21 protein-coding genes are annotated in these 19,742 nt (G+C 65.8%); 10 read left to right on the plus strand and 11 right to left on the minus strand.

Annotation, left to right across the window (positions count from 1 at the left end; all coding sequences use genetic code 11):
• Positions 1-9: 9 nt before the first annotated feature.
• Entirely contained in the window at positions 10-984 is a 975-nt protein-coding gene (locus AB7E83_RS06970) for a Bug family tripartite tricarboxylate transporter substrate binding protein (protein ID WP_428566994.1), read from the minus strand.
• Positions 985-1,152: 168 nt separating this feature from the next.
• Here AB7E83_RS06970 and AB7E83_RS06975 point away from each other — a divergent pair, with 168 nt between their 5' ends.
• The gene (locus AB7E83_RS06975) at positions 1,153-2,082 is read left to right on the plus strand and encodes an NAD(P)/FAD-dependent oxidoreductase (RefSeq protein ID WP_428566996.1); all 930 of its coding nucleotides are present in this window, start codon (positions 1,153-1,155) and stop codon (positions 2,080-2,082) included.
• A 42-nt stretch (positions 2,083-2,124) separates the two neighbouring features.
• Here AB7E83_RS06975 and AB7E83_RS06980 read toward each other — a convergent pair whose 3' ends face one another.
• Positions 2,125-3,648 (minus strand): YifB family Mg chelatase-like AAA ATPase, encoded by a 1,524-nt coding sequence (locus AB7E83_RS06980; RefSeq protein ID WP_428566999.1) that lies wholly within the window; start codon positions 3,646-3,648, stop codon positions 2,125-2,127.
• Between the two features lie 222 nt (positions 3,649-3,870).
• Between AB7E83_RS06980 and AB7E83_RS06985 the strand changes: the two genes are divergently transcribed.
• From AB7E83_RS06985 to AB7E83_RS07015, 7 genes are all read left to right on the plus strand, one after another.
• Positions 3,871-4,602 carry a TorF family putative porin gene (locus tag AB7E83_RS06985; RefSeq protein WP_428567001.1) on the plus strand — a complete coding sequence of 244 codons (732 nt, stop codon included), beginning with the start codon at positions 3,871-3,873 and terminating at the stop codon, positions 4,600-4,602.
• A 28-nt stretch (positions 4,603-4,630) separates the two neighbouring features.
• Entirely contained in the window at positions 4,631-4,969 is a 339-nt protein-coding gene (gene glnK / locus AB7E83_RS06990; protein ID WP_428567004.1) for a P-II family nitrogen regulator, read from the plus strand.
• A 35-nt stretch (positions 4,970-5,004) separates the two neighbouring features.
• Complete coding sequence (locus tag AB7E83_RS06995; protein WP_428567006.1) at positions 5,005-6,540, plus strand: ammonium transporter; 1,536 nt, start codon at positions 5,005-5,007, stop codon at positions 6,538-6,540.
• 112 nt (positions 6,541-6,652) lie between these two features.
• Positions 6,653-7,507, plus strand: a complete 855-nt coding sequence (locus tag AB7E83_RS07000; RefSeq protein WP_428567008.1) for an aldose 1-epimerase — start codon at positions 6,653-6,655, stop codon at positions 7,505-7,507.
• Positions 7,504-8,619 carry a glycolate oxidase subunit GlcE gene (gene glcE, locus AB7E83_RS07005; RefSeq protein WP_428567011.1) on the plus strand — a complete coding sequence of 372 codons (1,116 nt, stop codon included), beginning with the start codon at positions 7,504-7,506 and terminating at the stop codon, positions 8,617-8,619. Before AB7E83_RS07000 ends, glcE begins: the two co-directional genes overlap by 4 nt.
• 11 nt (positions 8,620-8,630) lie before the next feature.
• The gene (gene glcF, locus AB7E83_RS07010; protein WP_428567014.1) at positions 8,631-9,854 is read left to right on the plus strand and encodes a glycolate oxidase subunit GlcF; all 1,224 of its coding nucleotides are present in this window, start codon (positions 8,631-8,633) and stop codon (positions 9,852-9,854) included.
• A 62-nt stretch (positions 9,855-9,916) separates the two neighbouring features.
• Positions 9,917-10,621 carry a helix-turn-helix transcriptional regulator gene (locus tag AB7E83_RS07015; protein ID WP_428567016.1) on the plus strand — a complete coding sequence of 235 codons (705 nt, stop codon included), beginning with the start codon at positions 9,917-9,919 and terminating at the stop codon, positions 10,619-10,621.
• Positions 10,622-10,634: 13 nt separating this feature from the next.
• On the opposite strand, the gene AB7E83_RS07020 is transcribed toward AB7E83_RS07015, so the two are convergent.
• On the minus strand, positions 10,635-11,024 hold the full coding sequence (locus AB7E83_RS07020; RefSeq protein ID WP_428567019.1) for a hypothetical protein: 390 nt from the start codon (positions 11,022-11,024) through the stop codon (positions 10,635-10,637).
• Between the two features lie 256 nt (positions 11,025-11,280).
• On the opposite strand from AB7E83_RS07020, the gene AB7E83_RS07025 reads away from it, so the two are divergent.
• Complete coding sequence (locus tag AB7E83_RS07025) at positions 11,281-11,448, plus strand: hypothetical protein (protein ID WP_428567021.1); 168 nt, start codon at positions 11,281-11,283, stop codon at positions 11,446-11,448.
• A 75-nt stretch (positions 11,449-11,523) separates the two neighbouring features.
• Here the strand turns inward: AB7E83_RS07025 and AB7E83_RS07030 are convergent, their stop codons facing one another.
• From AB7E83_RS07030 to AB7E83_RS07050, 5 genes are all read right to left on the minus strand, one after another.
• Positions 11,524-12,096, minus strand: coding sequence for a hypothetical protein (locus AB7E83_RS07030; RefSeq protein ID WP_428567024.1), 573 nt, complete (start codon positions 12,094-12,096; stop codon positions 11,524-11,526).
• A complete protein-coding gene (locus AB7E83_RS07035; protein WP_428567026.1) occupies positions 12,093-12,698 on the minus strand; it encodes a hypothetical protein in 606 nt (201 codons plus the stop codon). The genes AB7E83_RS07030 and AB7E83_RS07035 overlap by 4 nt, the downstream gene beginning before the upstream one ends.
• Positions 12,699-13,206: 508 nt before the next feature.
• Positions 13,207-14,463 (minus strand): hypothetical protein, encoded by a 1,257-nt coding sequence (locus AB7E83_RS07040; RefSeq protein ID WP_428567029.1) that lies wholly within the window; start codon positions 14,461-14,463, stop codon positions 13,207-13,209.
• 78 nt (positions 14,464-14,541) lie between these two features.
• Positions 14,542-14,829: a hypothetical protein gene (locus tag AB7E83_RS07045; protein ID WP_428567031.1), complete on the minus strand. Its 288-nt coding sequence runs from the start codon at positions 14,827-14,829 to the stop codon at positions 14,542-14,544.
• Positions 14,830-14,880: 51 nt separating this feature from the next.
• The gene (locus AB7E83_RS07050; RefSeq protein ID WP_428567033.1) at positions 14,881-17,247 is read right to left on the minus strand and encodes a LysM peptidoglycan-binding domain-containing protein; all 2,367 of its coding nucleotides are present in this window, start codon (positions 17,245-17,247) and stop codon (positions 14,881-14,883) included.
• Between the two features lie 299 nt (positions 17,248-17,546).
• Between AB7E83_RS07050 and AB7E83_RS07055 the strand changes: the two genes are divergently transcribed.
• Positions 17,547-17,702: a hypothetical protein gene (locus AB7E83_RS07055; protein ID WP_428567036.1), complete on the plus strand. Its 156-nt coding sequence runs from the start codon at positions 17,547-17,549 to the stop codon at positions 17,700-17,702.
• A gap of 17 nt (positions 17,703-17,719) precedes the next feature.
• On the opposite strand, the gene AB7E83_RS07060 is transcribed toward AB7E83_RS07055, so the two are convergent.
• The 3 genes from AB7E83_RS07060 to AB7E83_RS07070 all read right to left on the minus strand — a co-directional run bounded on the left by AB7E83_RS07060 (position 17,720) and on the right by AB7E83_RS07070 (position 19,739).
• Complete coding sequence (locus AB7E83_RS07060; RefSeq protein ID WP_428567038.1) at positions 17,720-18,508, minus strand: hypothetical protein; 789 nt, start codon at positions 18,506-18,508, stop codon at positions 17,720-17,722.
• Positions 18,509-18,526: 18 nt separating this feature from the next.
• Positions 18,527-19,075 (minus strand): hypothetical protein, encoded by a 549-nt coding sequence (locus AB7E83_RS07065; RefSeq protein WP_428567041.1) that lies wholly within the window; start codon positions 19,073-19,075, stop codon positions 18,527-18,529.
• Between the two features lie 265 nt (positions 19,076-19,340).
• The gene (locus AB7E83_RS07070; RefSeq protein ID WP_428567044.1) at positions 19,341-19,739 is read right to left on the minus strand and encodes a hypothetical protein; all 399 of its coding nucleotides are present in this window, start codon (positions 19,737-19,739) and stop codon (positions 19,341-19,343) included.
• Positions 19,740-19,742 lie beyond the last annotated feature (3 nt).

Raw genomic sequence — 19,742 nt, forward strand, 5'->3', positions numbered from 1 at the left:
CTCGGCTTCTCAGTTGTCGAGCTTGATGTTGGCGGTCTTCACGACCTGCCCGAACCTCACCGAGTCGGCCTGCATCAGGCGCGCCAGCTGGTCCGGGTTCGACACGAAAGGCGCCAGGCCGAGGCTGCTCAGCCGTTCGCGCATGTCCGGCAGGTTCGAGATGCGGCCCAGCTCCGACGACAGCCGCTCCGCGATGGCGCGCGGCGTATTCGCCGGCGCCAGCACCCAGTAACTTGCGCGCGCGTCGAAGCCCGCCAGGCCCGCCTCGGCGAAAGTCGGGACGTTCGGCAGCGCGGGGAAGCGCTTGTCGCCCGTAATGGCGATCGGCTTGAGGCGGCCGCTTTCGATGTGGGGGATCAGGGACAGGGGCACGGCCATGTACATCTGCACCCGTCCGGCGATGAGGTCGATGATGGCCGGGCCGCCGCCCTTGTAGGGGACATGCGCCATCCGGATGCCGGTCGCCAGCTTGAACGACTCCCCCGACACGTGGTTGATCGTCCCGGCGCCCGCCGATGCGTAATTCAGCTCGCCCGGCTTCGCCTTGGCCATGGCGATCAGCTCCTGCAGCGAGTTCACCGGGAGGGCCGACGGCACCACCATCAGCTGCTCGCCCGCGGCAATCGATGCGATGGGCGTGAAGTCCTTCAACGCGTCGTACGGCGTCTGCTGCAGGAACGGCAGGAGCGCATGGGTGTTGAGCGTCAGGAGCAGCGTGTGGCCATCGGGCGGCGCCTTGGCGACGGCGTCGGTGCCGATCGCGGTGTTGCCGCCGGGACGGTTGTCGACGATCACGGCCTGTCCCAGCGCCTCGGTGATCTTCTCGCCGTAGAGGCGCGCGAGCGGGGTGATGCCGCCGCCCGGCGGATACGGCACCACGAGCCGCATGGGCCGGTTGGGGAAGTCCTGCGCGCGGACCGCGGAGGCCAGCGGAGCCAGCATCCCGGCGAAAGTGAGCCTGATCAGGCTGCGCCGTCTGTTCATGAACGCGTCCCCTCGTTGTGTGGTCGGTCCGGATTGCGTTTTCACTATAGCCCCCGGGCGCGCCGGGAAACACCAAATTCCGGAGATCGGAATTTGCCACCCGGGCGGCGGCAGGCCGCTAAGCTTGCCCTCCATGAAGCGGACTCTTTGCCTGCCGGGCTGCGCGGCATGACGGCGACGACGGAATGCGACCTCGCGGTCATCGGCGCGGGCATGACCGGCCTCTCGGCGACGCTGCACGGCGCGCAACGCGGCCTGGCAGTGACGTGCTTCGAGTCGCAGCAGCCCTGCGGTGGACTGGTCGCCAACGTGGGCGCCCTGGACGGCTGGCCCTCCCCTGCCCCACTGGCCGGCCAGGCGCTGGCCGCGGCCTACGTGGAAGAAGCCACGAAGAGCGGCGCGCGCTGGGTGGACGGCGCGGTGCGCAGCCTGCGGCGCGACCGCGACGGATGGCTGCTCGATGCCGGCAATGGCGCGGTGCGCGCGCGCCGTGTGATTCTTGCGACCGGTGCCCGACTGCGCCGTCTCGGCATTCCGGGCGAGGCGGAACTGGAGGGCCGGGGCGTCTCGCAATGCGTGTGGTGCGACGGCGGGCTCTATCGCCAGCGACGCGTGCTCGTGGTCGGCGGCGGAGACGCTGCGCTGCAGGGTGCGCGCTACCTCGCGCGGCTGGGCGCTGAGGTCAGCGTCGCGGTGCGGGGGCCCGACCTGCGCGCTCGGTCCAGCCAGGTCGGTGCGGCGGCCGACATGGACAACATCGCGTTCCTCTGGGAGACCCGCGTGAATGCCATCCACGGCAAGGACGGCTTGGTCGACAGCGTGACTCTGTGGAGTTCCGACGACGGGGACACGACGCTTCCGATCGAGGGCGTCTTCATCCTCGCGGGGCTTGTACCGAGCAGCGATCTCGTGGCCGGGTTGGCGACGCTCGATGCGACCGGCCACGTGATCGTCGATTCGGATTTTCAAACGAACCAGGCGGGGCTCTTCGCCGCGGGCGCCGTGCGTTCCGGCTTTCTCGGGGACCTGGCCTGCGCCGTCGGCGAGGGTGCCGCGGCCGCGTCTCGCGTTGCGCGGGCCACGCTTGGAGGCGAATAGTCGCAGGGCGAAGACCGTGTACCTGCCTGCTTCCCGAGCGCGCTACTTCGCGCCGATCAGCGTCCGCCGGTACTGCACCGCTTCCGCCACGTGCGAGACGCCAATCGCGCCAGACGATGACAGATCCGCGATCGTCCGCGCGACCTTCAGGGCTCGATGCGTCGACCGCGCGCTCCACCCGAGGCGCGATGCCGCCGTGCGCAGGAATTTCGCCGCTCCTTCGTCGAGCGCCGCATGCATGTCGATCTCCTCGCCCTGCAAGGCGTTGTTCGGTTTGCCTTGCCGGCCGATCGCGACTTCACGCGCCACGGCGCAGCGCTGGCGAACGACCGCGGTGGCCTCTCCTGCCGGCGCGTGCAGCAGATCGTCGACCGGCATCGCAGGGACTTCGATGTGCAGGTCGATGCGGTCGAGCAACGGGCCGCTCAACTTGCCTTGATATCGTGCGATCTGCTCCGGCGTACACCGGCAGGCCTGCCCCGAGCCGAGATTGCCGCAGGGGCAGCCATTGCACGCGCCGATGAATTGAAACCTCGCCGGAAAGCTCGCGCGCCTTGCCGCGCGCGCGATGGTGATGTGCCCGGTCTCCAGCGGCTCCCGCAGCGCCTCGAGCGCCGCGCGCGGAAACTCCGGTAGTTCGTCGAGAAACAGGACGCCGTGATGCGCCAATGAAATCTCGCCCGGCCGCGGTGGCGAGCCACCGCCGACCAATGCGACCGCGCTCGCGGAATGATGCGGGGACAAGGTAGGTCGTGCGGACCACTGCGCGATGGAGAACTGCCCCGCCAGGCTCGCGATGGCGGCGCTCTCCAGCGCTTCGGTCACCGTCATCGGCGGCAACAATCCGGCGAAGCGATGCGCGAGCATCGACTTGCCCGACCCGGGCGGGCCCATGAGAAGCACGCTGTGCCCGCCGGCGGCGGCGATTTCCAGCGCGCGCCGCGCGCTGGCCTGTCCCTTCACGTCCGCGAGATCCGCATAAGTCGGCTGCGCAGCCGGCGGCGCCGAAGCGAGCCGCGTCCAGCCTTCGCTCGCCACGGCCGCATCGCCGGGCAGGAACTGCGCGACCACGTCGAGCAGATGCTTCACGCGATAGACCTCGGCGCCGGGGACGAGCGCGGCTTCCTCCGCGCTCTGCGTGGGCAGCACGAGGCGCGTCGACTCGCCGCTCGCCTGCAGCGCCAGGCTGATCGCGAGCGCGCCGCGCACCGGCCGCAGCTCGCCCGAAAGGGACAGTTCGCCCGCGAACTCGAAGCCCGCGAGCCGCGCCGCATCGACCTGCCCGCTCGCGGCCAGGATGCCCATGGCGATGGGCAGGTCGAAGCGGCCCGAGTCCTTGGGCAGGTCGGCCGGCGCGAGGTTCACCGTGATCCGCTTGTTGTGCGGAAACTCGAGGCCGCAGGTGAGCAGCGCCGAACGCACGCGCTCGCGCGACTCCTTCACCTCGGTATCCGCCAGTCCCACGAGCGTGAAGCTCGGAAGGCCGTTGGCCAGATGGACTTCGACCGTCACCGCGGCCGCTTGCAGCCCCAGCAACGCACGGCTTTGGACCAGACACAGACTCATCGCGAACTCGCTCCCCATTGTTGTGCAGCCCGCCGCCGCCTTGCCACCAAGCCAGTGCGTCGCCGAACAAGATCGCACTGCGCAAGTGCGCACGACGTTCGGCATCGACTCTTTTGTCTTAACGTGAAATGATGAGTTTTCGCCTACCGAGGCGGTGGCGGCTTGCAGTGGCACGCCTCTTGCTCGACACGCCGAGTCAATTCATCAAGAAGGAGAAGGTCCATGACGTTCAAGAAATCCGCAGTCCTGTTGTCCACCCTCGTCCTGTCGGGCGCCGCAATGGCGCAGGCGGCCAAGCCCGAGCCCGAGTACACCCTCGGCTTCAACGTCGGCGCCGTCACCGACTACAAGTACCGCGGCATCTCGCAGACGCGCCTGAAGCCGGCCCTGCAAGGCGGCATCGACTTCGCGCACAAGAGCGGCTTCTACCTGGGCGCCTGGGGGTCCTCGATCAAGTGGATCAAGGACGGGGGCGGCGGCGCCGACGTCGAGATCGACGTGTACGGCGGCTACAAGTTCAACGCGGGCCCGGTCGGCATGGACCTCGGCGTGCTCACGTACAACTACCCCGACCACAACCTCGCCATCAGCCCCTCCACGCAGGAGCTCTATGCGGCCGGCACCTGGGGCCCCGCGACGCTGAAGTACTCGCACTCGGTCAGCAACCTGTTCGGCTTCGCCAACAGCAAGGGCAGCTACTACCTCGACCTGTCGGCCACGTTCGACCTCGGCAGCGGCTGGGGCATCACGCCGCACATCGGCTACCAGCACGTGCGCCGCAACAGCGCCTTCAGCTACACCGACTACTCGGTCACCCTCACCAAGGACTTCGGCAACGGCTTCTCGGCATCCGCCGCGCTCGTCGACACCGACAGCAACGGCGTCTACCTCTCGCCCGGCGGCAAGAACCTCGGCAAGGCGAGCGTGATCGTCGGCGTGAAGTACGCGTTCTGACGTCCTGACCCACAAGGAGAGACTCCTCATGAAACTCGTCACCGCCATCATCAAACCCTTCAAGCTCGACGAGGTGCGCGAGGCGCTCTCCGCGATCGGGGTGCAGGGCATCACCGTCACCGAGGTCAAGGGATTCGGCCGCCAGAAGGGCCACACCGAGCTCTATCGCGGCGCCGAATACGTCGTCGACTTCCTGCCCAAGGTCAAGATCGAAGCGGCCATCAGCGACGACCTGGTCGAGCGCGTGATCGAAGCCATCGAAGGCGCCGCCCGCACCGGCAAGATCGGCGACGGCAAGGTCTTCGTGTACGACCTCGAGCAGGTCGTGCGCATCCGCACCGGCGAGACCGGCAAGGAAGCGCTCTAAGCCACCACCCCACACCACAGAGACAGAGACCCGACATGAAAAAGCTTCTTGCATCCCTGGCCCTGGGCCTGGGCCTGCTGGCCGCGAGCGTGGCCGTGACGGCGCAGACGCCTGCCGCGCCGGCCGCGTCCGCCGCCCCGGCCGCCGCCGAGACGACGGCGCCCGCTGCCGCGTCCGCCGCTGCGCCCGCAGCCGCCACGGCAGCGGCTGCCCCGGCCGCAGCCGCCTCCGCGCCCGCGGCACCCGCCCCGGTGCCCAACAAGGGCGACACCGCCTGGATCACCGTCGCCACGCTGCTCGTCATCCTCATGACGATCCCCGGCCTGGCCCTGTTCTACGGCGGCCTCGTGCGCAGCAAGAACATGCTGTCCGTGCTCATGCAGGTCTTCGTGGTCAGCTCGCTGATCTACGTCCTGTGGACGCTCTACGGCTACAGCGTCGCCTTCACCGCGGGCAATCCGTTCTTCGGCAGCCTCGACAAGCTGTTCCTGAAGGGCGTGACCCCCGAGACCCTCGCGGCCACCTTCAGCAAGGGCGTCGTGCTGCCCGAACTGTCGTTCGTCGCCTTCCAGGCCACGTTCGCCGCCATCACCTGCTCGCTGATCGTCGGCGCCTTCGCCGAACGCATGAAGTTCTCGGCGGTGCTGCTCTTCGTCGTGATCTGGTTCACCTTCGCCTACCTGCCCATCGCCCACATGGTGTGGTACTGGGACGGCCCGGACGCGATCACCAGCGACGAGACCCTGAAGACCGTGACGGCGAACGCCGGCTGGCTCTGGGCCAAGGGCGCGCTCGACTTCGCGGGCGGCACCGTGGTCCACATCAACGCGGGTGTGGCCGGCCTCGTCGGCGCCTACCTGGTGGGCAAGCGACTCGGCTACGGCAAGGAAGCCCTGGCGCCGCACAACCTCACGCTCACGATGGTCGGCGCCTCGCTGCTGTGGGTGGGCTGGTTCGGCTTCAATGCCGGCTCCAACCTCGAAGCCAACGGCGTCGCGGCCCTCGCGTTCATGAACACGCTCGTCGCCACCGCAGCCGCCACGCTGGCCTGGATCGCGGGTGAAGCGCTGTCGAAGGGCAAGGCCTCCATGCTGGGCGCCGCCTCCGGCGCCGTCGCCGGCCTCGTGGCCATCACGCCGGCCTGCGGCTTTGTCGGCCCGATGGGCGCCATCGTCATCGGCCTCGTGTCCGGCTTCGTCTGCCTCTGGGGCGTCAATGGCCTCAAGCGCATGCTCGGCGCGGACGACTCGCTCGACGTGTTCGGTGTCCACGGCGTGGGCGGCATCGTCGGCGCGCTGCTGACCGGCGTCTTCGCGGCCCCCAGCCTGGGCGGCACGGGCATCTGCAACTACGTCACCAACAAGTGCGGCGACGCGGCCGACTGGCCCGGCATCGGCTCGCAGGTGCTGACGCAGGCCACCGGTGTCGTCACCACCATCGTGTGGTCCGCCATCGTCGCCTTCATTGCCTACAAGATCGTCGACCTCGTCATCGGCCTGCGCGTCACCGAAGAGGAAGAGCGCGAAGGCCTCGACATCAGCAGCCACGGCGAAACCGCCTACAACCGGTAAGCGGTTTCCACCGAAAAAAGCAAGGTCTCCTTTGGATGTTCGGCCCGCTTCGGCGGGCCGTTTTTTTGCCCGGTCGCGACCGCATGCACAATGCACCGGAGGAGGCCTTGCCATGCTGGAACTGAAGTCGGATGTTCTGCGCTGCGAAATCGTGCCGGAGCTCGGCGGCTGCATCGCCGGGCTCTGGATGGGGGAACACCCCGTGTTGCGGTCGACGCCGGCCGCCGAACTCGAATCCGCGCGAAAGGCCGGCAGCTATCCGCTGGTGCCGTTTTCCAACCGCATCGGCCAGGCCACGCTCGAATGGCAGGGCACGCAACACCCGCTGTTGCGCAACAACGGCGACGAGCCGCATGCGATCCACGGCGTGGGCTGGCAGCGCGAATGGGAGCTGCTCGACAGCGACGGCAGCTACGCGCTGCTCGCGTACGAGCACCACCCCGACAGCAGCTGGCCGTTCGCATTCGACTGCTCGCAGACGATCCGCCTGAACGGCGGCGCGCTCGAACTCACGCTCGCGGTCACGAGCCACGCGAAGGAGCCCGCGCCCGCCGGCCTCGGCTGGCATCCCTACTTCACCAAGCGCACGCGCAGCCGCATCTCGTTCTCGGCGGCGGGCCGCTGGGAGATGGGCAGCGACAAGCTGCCCACGCAACGCAAGCCGGCGCGCGGCCTCGATGCCGACTGCGCCTTTCTCGACGTGGACCACTGCTACGACGGCTGGGACGGCGTGGCGCACCTGCGCGACGAGGTGATGCACGTGCGCCTCGCGTCGTCGCTTTCGCGGCTCGTGGTGTTCACCAACGACACGCGCGACTACGTGGCCATCGAACCCGTGAGCCACGTCAACAACGCGGTCAATCTGCACGCGGCCGGCGCGGACGCGGGTCAGCTCGGCCTGGACATCCTGAAGACCGGCGACTCGATCATGGGCCAGATGACCATCTCGGTGGAGCCCGTGCGGTGAGCCTCGCACAGGCGCAGGACACGGCGCTCGAGGAGATCGTCGACCGCATCCGCGAAGCGAGCGCGCGCGGCACGCTGCTGCGCATTCGCGGGGGCGGCAGCAAGGACTTCTACGGCGAGTGGCTGCAGGGCGAATTGCTCGAGACCCACGGACTCGACGGCATCGTGAGCTACGAGCCGAGCGAGCTCGTCGTCACGGCGCGCGCGGGCATGCCCCTGGTGGAACTGGAAGCCGTGCTTGCCGAGCGCGGGCAATGCCTTCCTTTCGACGCGCCGCACTTCGGCGGCGGCGCGACGGTCGGCGGCATGGTCGCGAGCGGCCTGTCGGGCCCGGCGCGCGCGAGCGTGGGCTCGGTGCGCGACTACGTGCTGGGGCTCACGCTCGTGAACGGCCGCGCGGAGACGATGATCTTCGGCGGGCAGGTGATGAAGAACGTGGCGGGCTACGACGTGTCGCGGCTCATGGCCGGCGCGCTCGGCACGCTTGGCCTGATCGTCGAGGTGAGCCTGAAGGTGCTGCCGATTGCGCCGGCCGAAGCGACGCTCAAGTTCGAGATGACGGCGGCCGAGGCGATCCGGCAGCTCAATTCGTGGGGCGGGAAGCCCTTGCCGCTCAACGCGAGCTGCTGGGTGAACGAGGACGGCGTGCCGGCGCTCTACCTGCGGCTGCGTGGCGCGGTCGCGGCGGTCGAAGCCGCCTGCAGGACGCTGGGCGGCGAGCGGCTCGACAACGCCACGATGGCGCGCGAGTGGCTGCGCTGCCGCGACCAGCAGCTGCCCTGGTTCGCGGAACGGGGCGAGCGCGATCTGTGGCGCGTGTCGGTTGCACAGACCACGCCGCCGATGGACCTGCCCGAAGATCCGATGATCGAATGGCATGGCGCGCTGCGCTGGGTGCGCGCGCCGCGCAGCGAAGCCGCCGCGGTGCGCGAGGCGGCGCGCGCGGCGGGCGGGCATGCGACGCTGTTCCGCGCCGGCGGCGCCGAGGACGACGCGCCGCTGCCGCAGCGTTTCGAGCGGCTCGCGCCGCCGCTGGAGCACATCCACCGCGAGCTGAAGCGGCAGTTCGACCCGGCGGGCATCTTCAACAACGGCCGCCTTTACGACTTCTGAGGCGAGAGACGATGCAGACGAACCTCTCCGAAGAATTCCGCGGCACGCCCGAGGGCGCCGAGGCGGAAGCCATCCTGCGCAAGTGCGTGCACTGCGGTTTCTGCACCGCGACCTGCCCCACCTACCAGGTGCTTGGCAATGAGCTCGACGGCCCGCGAGGGCGCATCTACCTGATCAAGCAGATGCTCGAAGGCGAGGCGCCGACGCGGGCCACGCAGCTGCACCTGGACCGCTGCCTCACCTGCCGCAACTGCGAGAGCACCTGTCCGAGCGGCGTGGAGTACGGCAAGCTCGCGGACATCGGCCGCGCGGTGGTCGAGCGCAAGGTGAAGCGCGGCCCGGGCTCGACGGCCTTGCGGTGGGCATTGAAGGAAGGCCTGACCTCGCCCGCATTCGCGCCTGCGATGAAGCTCGGCCAGGCCGTGCGAGGACTGCTGCCGCAGCGCCTGAAGGAAAAGGTGCCGCCCCGGCAGGACGCCGGACGCCTGCCCACGCGCGAGCATGCTCGCAAGGTGCTGATGCTCGCCGGCTGCGTGCAGCCCGCGATGATGCCCAACATCGGCGCCGCCACGGCCCGCGTGCTCGACGCGGCGGGCATCCAGGCCGTGTTCGCGCGCGGCGCGGGCTGCTGCGGCGCGGTGAAGTTCCACCTGAACGACCAGGACGGCGGTCGTGCGCAGATGCGCGCGAACATCGACGCCTGGTGGCCCTTGGTCGAACGCGGCGAGGTCGAAGCCATCGTGATGAATGCGTCGGGCTGCGGCGTGACGGTGAAGGAGTACGGGCACTTCCTCCAGCACGACGCCGCGTACGCGGAAAAGGCGCGGCGCATCGGCGAACTCACCCGCGACCTGAGCGAACTGCTGCCCGAACTTGTGAACGCGCTGCAAGGCAAGGTGCGCGCCGGTGGGGGCATGCTCGCCTATCACCCGCCCTGCACCCTGCAGCACGGCCAGAAGCTGCGCGGCGGCGTCGAGCAGCACCTGCAGGCGCTTGGCTTCAAGGTGCGCGCGGCGCTCGACGAACCGCACCTGTGCTGTGGCTCCGCCGGAACCTATTCCGTCCTGCACCCCGACATCGCGCATACCCTGCGCGACCGCAAGCTGGGGCATCTCGGGGCGCTCGAGCCCCAGGCAATCATCTCCGCCAACATCGGCTGCATCACGCACCTGCAGGGCGGAACGGCGACGCCGGTGAAGCACTGGATCGAAGTGCTGGACGCCGCGATGGCATGACGCATGGAAATCACTCCTGACATGCACATGTCAGGAGGGTGAGCGCAAAGTAACGACCCTCCATGCGCCGCGCCGACCGCCTCTTCCACATCATCCAGCTGATACGCGGGCGGCGGCTCACCACGGCCACGTACCTCGCGGAGCGCCTGGAGGTGTCCGAACGCACGATCTATCGCGACGTGTCCGACCTGTCGGCGCAGGGCGTGCCCATCGAGGGCGCGGCGGGCGTGGGCTACAGGCTCGGCGCGGGCTTCGACCTCCCGCCCATGATGTTCACGCACGACGAAGCGAAGGCGCTCGTCGCTTCGGTGCGGCTGGCGCAGGCCTGGCTCGACCCCGCGCTCGCCACCGGCGCGCAGGACGCGCTGGGCAAGATCATGTCGGTGCTGCCGGCCGAGGCCCGGGTCGCGGCCGAGGCGCTCGCCGTCTATGCGCCGCAGGGTGGCCTGCCCCCGCCCGCGCAACGAACGCTGCAGACGTTGCGCGAAGCCGTGCAGGAGCGCCGCAAGGTCTTCCTCAATTACCGCGACTTGTCGGAGCAGCGCAGCGAGCGCACCGTGCGACCGCTCGGCTGCTTCTATTGGGGCAAGGTCTGGACGCTGGCCGCGTGGTGCGAGCGCCGCAACGACTTCCGTAGCTTCCGCGTCGACCGCGTCACCTATGCGCGCCGGCTCGACGAGCAATTCCGCGACGAGCCGGGGCGTACGTTGGCCGACCTCGAACGGCTGGATCGCGAGTGGGCGAAGGGCCAGGGTTGGACGAGCTGAGCGCTGCCGCGCGCTATCGCTCGAAGATGGAATGGGCCAGGTCGGCCAGTTTTTTGTCGAGGGCGTCTTGCGCGTCCGATCGGATGAAGCTCTGCATGGTGTCCTGGATCAACCTGCTTTGGCAGCGAGCCAACCGGTCCGCGAGCGGACGGTTTCCCACGCTGTCCTGGTAGAGGATGCCCTGCGCATAGGCCGCCGCGGCAAGGAGGGCGGGGTCGCGCAGCTTCTCCCCTTGGGAGATTTCGGGGATCTCGGCCCATGTGGAGAGGACCAGCATTTCCGCGTACTCCTCCGGCCCCGCATTCGCCGGGCCGCGGATGCCTTCGATCTCGAGATACTTCTGAACGTACGCCTGGGCCGACACCAACAACGAAGCGGTCCGCGGATTGCCGGGTTGTCCCATCTGCTGCCTCCAGTGGCCGCAATGTAGTCGAGGATGCGCGAGTGTGGCAAGCCGTGCGTCGGCGGGTTGCACCAGGATTCGCGGCCCGACTACAGATCTAAACTTTCAGCATTTTCTGACGGGCATCGATCAGCCGCTGATGCGAGCGGGCCGCGTTGCGACCGTCGTAGGTCTCGGGTGGAGGGGCATCCATGCTGTCTTTCCCTGCTTGTCGTCACGTTGCACGGTTGCGCGTGTGTCGCGACCACCGTTGCGGATGACGATCGCGCTTTGGTATGTACAGCTCGTGGTGCGCTTGCAGGATGCCGTGGCGGCCGCGGTGGATGTCGCTGACGAGAAGTTCCGCGACGGGCCGGGGTGTACGCTGGCCGACCTCGAAAGGACGGATCGCGAGTGGGCGAAGAAGCAGGGGTGGATGGGCTGAGGAGAAGCGGGGGCGAGTGGCCGCCGAGCGGGTCGCCCCGAAGTTTGACGTGGAATCGGTCGCGTCGCTGGCTCGCTAGCGGCCAGTAGCCTTCCTGAACTCCGGGTCACTCAGCAGCTGTGCGACGAGCGTGCGATGGAGCAGTCCATACCGATTCAGTGCGCTTGGCACGGCTTCGATGGCGGCAAAGGACGCGTGCCATGCCGCCGTCGTGCCCAACTCCTTGTCGAACACCTTGACGCCGTCTCGCACCACGGTGAACCGCGCAGCGAGTGAGCCGCTCGCGGCTCCGGCCGGCACGTCGAGCTCGTTGCGCGTCAGCACGCCATCGATCACGATCGATGAACTCGGATCAAGAAGACCCGCCGCCTCGAGCTCGACCGCCAGCGACGAACGCAGGTAGCTGGCGAACGATTTTCCTGCGGGAACGAGGATTCCGTTCGTACGCACCGACAAGCGTTCGATCGCCGAGGGCGCCCGCCCATCGGCCGACGCAAACTCCCCGAGCGACACGCGCGCCATCCCGCCAGCCTTGGCCTTCTGAACGTTGTCGATGGAGGCGACCGGCGCCGCAAGCTCGATCTGGGCGCAGCCGGCGAATGCAATGGCTGTTGCCAGAAGGCAAGCGAAAAGGATTCGAGGCATCATTGAAAGGCGCTGTCTCGCGACACCTCGCGCAGGGCATGATCGACAATCTGCCTGACCATCGTCTTCACTGCGTCGCCGACGCTGCTTTGCTTGACGCCACCGGGCGGTGCGTCGGAAGCGCCCATCGAAGTGTGAATCGCGTGTTTGGACATTTTGACGATAGGTCCTGCGCTGGATGGCGAGGAGTAGGTGACCGTGCATACATACGCGTCGGTCACGAGGGAGCCGGCGAGCCCGAGGGTGAGGCCGGTCATGAAGCCCTTCTTGAGTGCCTCATCGAGTAAGGCCACGTTATTGATCTGCACGCTCAGCAACGCGCCGCCCTCCACTGGCTTGTCCTGGATGTCGGTGAACAAGCCGGAGGATTTCAGGTTCTCCATCACCATCGGCTTGACATGCTCCGTCGCCCGAGCATTCGTGACGCCATTGGTCTGGAATTCGACGATCACCTGGACCGGCCGCGCCTGCACGCGAGACTTGAACTCGCCGGGGGCGACATCTTTGACCGCGCCGTCGAGGTAGTGCGTCGCGCAGCCGGTCAGGGCCAGCAACGACGCAAGTGCGAGGACGCGCGCGGCGGCACGAAGCAAGTGATGGAGCATGATCGAAATCTCAAAGGAAAACTGAAGTGGGTACGGGCAGAGCGCACCACAATTCACGCGCGGCGGAAATGTTGGTTCTTCTGCGTTTCTGGCGACGCTCAGTTTGCCAGCGCTTTTTCCGTATTCATGCCCTTGCCCCCTATACCAAGGTATTGGAGAACAGTGCGTAGAGTTCGGTGCGCCGACGCGCGCCGCACGCGCCTATCGGAGACCACACAACGACCGCGCCGCAATGACGGATGACGACGTCTCGAGGCGACGTTGCGGCCACGCGCAGCCCCCGGTCCCTTTGGGAAAGTCTGAACAAGTCCACCGATGCTGGCTAATGGAAGTCGATTCAGTTGCGTCCGCCGTACCCATGGCCAACGACGGAAGCTGGCGGAAGCCGGAATCTGACCCTAATTTCCCCTCAAGTCGCAGATGACTACTATCGCGGCCGTTCGTCGTATCGGCTGGCGTGAGGCCGCTACATGCTTGGCGAGCTAAAGCGTGCCTCGCTACTCTGAACTTATGGCAGCGGATCGTTTTCGACGGTGAGCCAGAACTCGGAATCGGACTGCTCCGAAACCTGGGCAAAGCCCAGATGACTTCGTCGGACGAGCGGTGGCACGGTCGGGTCGGGATGATGCTTGCGACCTTTGGCGGCACACACCAACGCTGTGGCTCCTCGCAAGCCGCTCAAAAGGCGCTCATGCACGCTCGCTTTGCTGCCGTGATGGGTAAGCACGAAAACCGCAACTTGTGGCAGCAACGGTTCGAATCGCCGACGCCAGGGCGCGTACATCGTCTCACGGCCGAGTTCCGCATCACCCGTCGTCAGCCATCCCGCCTTTCCATTCAGACTCCATCCGTTCGGCCATCTGCTAGTACAGATCCAGAAGTGCTGGTTCCGTGCCGGCCCAGAGTACAGACTGAGTGATGGGGCGTTGCGCCGCGATGAGAGATGGTCATAGCAGGAACGCAGCCTTTCCCGACTTTCGCTGTTCCGCAACACTTTCACCAACTTGTCGCGGAACCTGACGGAAGCGATACTGCAGTCATCGGGAACGTTCAGCACGTCCTTGACCGCCTTGCGAAAGGCATCAACGCGAACCTGTTCGAATGGGTTGTAGTACGGTAGCAACAGCCATTGCATCCACTGGTGCCCTCCCCATCCTAGGTCCAGGTAGAGCAGGCCAGCAGGATCGAGCTGCTGTACTTCTATCCCGCTCTCGCCGATCCGCGACTTTTCCTGCAAGCGACCGTTACCGCGCATCCGCAATTCGAAGGGTTGATCGTCACGTTTTTGGTTTCCATCATCGCCGCCAGGAAGCAAGTCAGGGACCCATGGCCCGGGGCTATCACCGCCCGGCGGACGGCTGACTGTGATCACCCTTTTCACGCCGCGCGAGCCAAGCCAACCAAAAGGATCCTGCAGTAGTTGAATTAGATTCCCGCTCAATGCCTCGCAGTCGGCCGCCAGTGCGGCCGTGGCCGTAATGGACAAGGCATCGAGGCCTGGCAGCACCACGGTATCCACTGGGGCACGCGTCAGCAACGCGTCGACGCCGTTAACGTGATCCTGGTCCAGATGCGAGATAAACAGCACCTCGAGACCGGCGAGCTCAACCGATTCCATCCCCTGCTGAAGATGCTCGCGATTGAGCGAGCCGCAATCGAACACGAAACGAAAAGCAGCGCCGTCTTGCCGTTCGATCACAGTGAGCATCATGCCGCCCTGCCCCACCGGCAACTGCCGGGTCGTCGTCTTGAATCTCAAAGTCATGTTCGCCCCCTGGTTGAAAGATGCTAGTGCGTGCGCATCAAATGGCGTTGGAGCGCTTCAAGCCGGATGACGTCCGCTTTACGACGCTCGCTCCCGCAATCGAGCTATCCATTCCCCTGCGGAGTTTTCAAGCAAGTCTTGGATTGGCCAACTCGCCGCAGACTCGATCAGATGCAGCATTGTCCAAGCTAGGCCGAAGCAGTCATCTGGACCGAATAGGCTTACCAGCGCCCGCGCTTCCTCATCGGAAATCGGCGTCTGAACTTGCGCGAGCTGTTGCTCGAAGGCCTGAATCGAAGCTAGCTTGGCACTCTGTGCATCAGGCAATGGTCCAAGCTCAACGAGTCGTTGAATTGCAGCTTGCATGTCACGCTCACTTGCTCATGAGGTTAGGGAAGTTATTGCGGTAGTAATCTGTCAAGTTCCGAAGTCCCTCGTTGTATTTGGACCCTGCGATCCTACGAATATCCGCAACATCGCGGGCAAGGACATCTCGGAACGATAGTTTGGCATCCACCTCCAGTGTTCCGATCCCCTTGGACCCATAGGTTCGGGTGGCGATGTGTTCGGCATGCGGCAGCACCAGTGCCCCACCTTCGTTATAGCCTGTTCGCTGCGCTGCGCTGCAGCCTGTGGCATGTGATGTGCTGTCAGTCCATCTCCCTTTACACCTTTCATTCCGCCGAACGCTCCAGATTCGCCAGCTTGAACGCCTTTGCCGCCAACGCGAGTTGACAATGCCATTCCCACTTCGTCGGCATGGTCAGCCCAAAGCGTTGCAACGCCTTGCGGAATCGCATACAGGACGTTGCCCGTTGCGTCCATGCGGCCCGCCCAGTACTGCGCAGAAGATGCCGCCTGCGAGCGCGACAGCCAGCCGACACCTGGGAGGTCCTGGGGGAGGTCCAGGTTCCTGATCCAATCGCCAACACGATCCTGAGACTTGCTGGCCGCGCTCAGCGTTGCAGATGACGTGTCTGCGCTCGCGCGTGCCGGCCGGCCGATCATTGGGTTGATCTCCTCTGCGTTCGGCGAGAACAGCTTGTTAGGACGCGCCGGAGTCACCCCCGCAATCACTTCCGGCGACATCGCGCGTAACATCGCATCCCCGCGCGCCACGTCAGCCGCATTTGCCGAAGTGTTCGGGAACACGTAGTTGGCCGGTAGGTCCAGTCCGCCCACTTGTCCCGGGAATTGGCGCTCAACCTCTAGCTCCAGCCTGTATGCCCGCTCCGTGGCGCGGAAGCCTTCTTGGGCATTGGCCGCTGCGACCTCGTACAGCCTGCGTTGTTGAATCGTGTCGCTCTGCGAAATCGACTCGTGCATACGCCGCGCTTCGTATGCTTGGTCGGTTTGCAAGTCCAATCCGTTGACGTGTTCCCAATCAGACCATGGCGCGATGCCCGGGGTCTGCGGTGCCGCGCGGGTGCTCTCCGCAATGCTCTCGCCAAGCGCATTCCCAAACGCATCAATCGCCACTTGCTGCGAACTCACACGCCCGCCCCGCGCCGCCGCCGCCGCGGCTCCTGCGACCAACCCCGTCGTGAAGCGAGCGCCGAACTGACCGAACGTCGAGTCTCCGTAGACTTTTCCCAACACCGGTGCCACGGCGGCTCCGATACCGGCGCCGATGGCCGACGCCGATACCGACCGCCAGCTGAAGTGATCCTGCATTCCCGTTGCCACGGCAATGCCTTGCGTGACGGTGCTCGTCACCGCTGCACGTGCGGCGAAGTTGCCGATATCGCCGAGTCCGAAGTTCGCGCCGACCAAGCCGCCCGACACGCCGCCCGAGATGGCAGACATGGCAATTTGCTCGAGGCTGAACTTCTCCTGCACCCCGGTAGCCACCCCGACCACCTGGCTCGCAATCGAGCCCACGGCGGAGGACACCGCAAGCGTTCCTGCCGTCCCTAAAGTGGCCGCGACCGATGTGGTGCCGGCGGCCACGCCGCTCGTCATCACGCTCAACCCCGCTTGCATCGTCTGCAGGAAGCCACTCGCTCCAGTCAGCGCGCCTGCCGTGTAGACCGTCACGATCACCGCAACGATCACCATCACGATCTGCCCCATGCCCCCGCAAGCCGGGCCATCCGCGGGCATCGGCAGGTTCGGCGTGTTCTCGCCGAGGGCCTGCATGATGTCGTAGGGCTGGACGGTGTTCGCGCCGTTGAGCGTGCCGCCGCCGAAACTCGCGGTGCTCGGGACGATCAGCGCCTGGCCCGCCTCGACGTCGTCGGGGTCGGAGAGGCCGTTGGCTTCGGCGAGGACGAACCAGAACGATGCGTCGCCGTAGACAGTGCGTGCGATGGTCTGCAGGGTGTCGCCTGCCTGCACGACGTAGGAGCCAGCGCTGGAGCCCTGCGCCGTGGGTCGCAGCACGTTCGCGAACTGCGTCGTCACGCCGGCTACATCGCGATAGGTCGCTTCACGGCCGGTCTTCGCGAGCTGCTGGCCTTCGGCGATCAGGAACCGCTCGGTGATGCCCGTGTTCAGCTCACGGTTCTCCAGCACGTGGCCCATCGCGTCCGTCGAGATTCGACGCGTCGGGCTCGCACCGTGAATCTGCTGCGTAACGCCGGTGATGAAACCATTCGCGTCGTAGCTGCGCAGTGCGACGCCGCCCAGCTTCTCCTGCTTCACCTCGCGGTAGGCGTCGCCGATGGCCTGGTAGGTGAGGATCGCGTCGCCGGATCGCTCTTCGGAGCGGTAGGCGTCGGTGGTGATCTTCGTCGCGTTGCCGATGGCGTCGTACTCGAACCGGGTTCGTGCCGAAGTCGCCAACTGCCGCTGAGGACTTTCACCATCGTCGATGACGTGGAAGTCCTCGACATACTGCGTCTTGATACGGTCTGATGCGATTCATCGCGTCGTAGGCCATCGCGATGTCTGACTCCTGCAGCGGGTGCATTGTGGCCACCGCCGACGGCGCGGTGCGCAGGCTGCCGTGAAACTGACCGAAGGAGATGCCGCTGGCCGGCGGAAGTCGATTCAGTTGTGCCCGCCGTAGCCACTGCCAATGACGGAAACTGGAATCTGACCCCAATTTCCCCCGAATGCTCTGCAAGCCAATCCGCATCGGAATGACCAAGACTCAGGTCGTCAACGACACCGCCTGGGGGGAGCCGGGGAGCGTGAATCGCACGAGGACGGCGGCTGGCGTTCGCGAACAGTGGGTCTACGGACTCAAGCGATTCATGTATTTCGACAATGGCAGGCTGGTCGCGATCCAGGACTGACGCGCCGCCCAGCCCCATTATTGCTGCTGCTCTTGCTGCAGCAGCTGCTCGTATTCCTCGTCGACCTTCTTCGCGACCCCTGCCCATACCTTGCGGCAATCGAGATCGAGAGACGCCAGCCGCTCGCTCCAGGCCTTGAAGTCGAAGCCCTTCGCGTGCTCCTGTACGAAGGGTGCAAACACCTTCGCCATGTTCAGAAAATTGAGGAAGGTATCGACGTAGAACAGGTTGGCGTCGGCCTCGCTCTGCGGCTCCTCGAAGTAGAGAAAGAAGACGTTGTGCTTGTTCTCGACGACTTGCATCTTCACGTGCTTCATGCGCATCTGCATCGACTTCATGTCGGCGTGCGCACCGTAGGCCGAGCAGTGGTCGTGGGTCTTTAAGAGCTCCTTGGCCAGCGGATACAGGTTTTCGTCCTTGTTGCGCGCCTTCTGAATGCGGTTCTTGATGAAAAGGAACCTCGCCTCCCCCTTCTCGTACTCTTCCACCGATTCAGGGTCCAGGATCATCTCGTAGGCCGCGAACGTGGCGTCGATGGCGCGCCGTTCGCAACCCATGGCTTCCGACACGTGCAAGCGCAGCAGATTTGCTGCGACCGCGTAGAGGCTGTAGTTGACGAACATGTAGAGCTGCGCAATCGCGTGCTTCTTGGCCGGGAGCTCGAGGTGCGGGACCGGGGCCCGCAAGAACCCGTCGATATGAGCGAGCATCTGCAGGTGGCGTCCGTACCTGTGAACGCCGACCAGTTCGTTGGTGTGCTCTGCACCCAGATAGTCGAGCAGCGAGTTTGGTTTTGCCCAGGACATGAGGTCTCCTTGGATGCGTCAGGGCGCTTTCTGCTTCTTCGACGAGCGCGCGGCGAGCTGTTCGGCCGCTTTGATAAGGCGCATCGTGAGTCCGCGCGTCGTGTCGCATCGGAACGGCGTGAACTTGTCCAGCGACGACTTCGCCGAGTTCGGGCGGATCACCAGCTTTTCGTCGGTGACGCGCGCGACGGTCGGGAGAACTTGCATGGGGATCAGCCATGAACACCGGATGTCGTTCATGTCACCATTCATGAGGACCGCGACCAGGTGCGCGTCGTCGAACTCGCGAAGCGCCGCCGTTCGGACCTCGAAATGCACGCCGTTGCCCGGCTCTGTCGTGCCGGGCTTGTTGAGCGTTGCCGTTCGGGACTTGACCTGGATCGGGATGGCCACGCCAGTCTCCTTGTCGTAGACCAGCAAGTCGATGCCGTCGTCGTCCGCGATCGAATAGAAGGGCGAGAGCCGGCCACCGGACTCGCGCAGCAGCATGCTGACCACCACGCTCTCGCCGATTGCTCCCTTTTGCGTTGCGGTGAGGGTGTACTTGTTGCCTTGCGGTTCTGCCATGTGGCCTCCTTCATGCGTCTGCCGCGGCGGTTCTGACCGCGAGCGGGTTCTCCATCCTAGACCGCGGAGGGCAGTGGAACCTTGCGGCTCCAGGGAATGCAGTTCGCAATCCCGCCGCATGGCGCCTGGGTACGAGTGCGACACGCTGCGCGTGACGCACTGGGGAGGAAATTGGGATCTGACCCCAGTTTCTCCCGCACTGCGCATCGAGGCCTTCGCGCCTTGAAGCTGCGAGGGGGGCGCAATCTGCGACCCCCTCGCGCAGCTACTTCTTCTGTTGCCAGTCTTCTTCCTCCCGCGCATCGGGATCGGGCTTGAAATCGTCCAGCGTAGCATCCGGCTTCTCGCGCAGCTTCTTGCTCATCTCCGCGTAGCTGCCCGAGACCTGGGTCAAAGCTCGATTGGCGTTGAGGATCAACATACCCGCCTCTTCGTCGTGCGCTGGCCCGAGCTCCACCAGCTCTTCGGCTCGCGTCAGCGCATCGCGGCACTGCTCGTACAAGCCAAGAATTTCCAGATCGTGTCGGACACCTTCGAGTTTCGCCCGGTACCACGCAAACCCGTCTATCAAGAAGGTCTCATCAACACCCTGCCGACACAGGCCGATTTGAGCCTGCAAGGCATCCAGAGAGTTTTCGAACTCGCGAATCTGTTTCTTACCCATTGA

It is taken from the genome of Ramlibacter sp. (assembly GCF_050250995.1).
Classification (GTDB): domain Bacteria; phylum Pseudomonadota; class Gammaproteobacteria; order Burkholderiales; family Burkholderiaceae_C; genus Ramlibacter.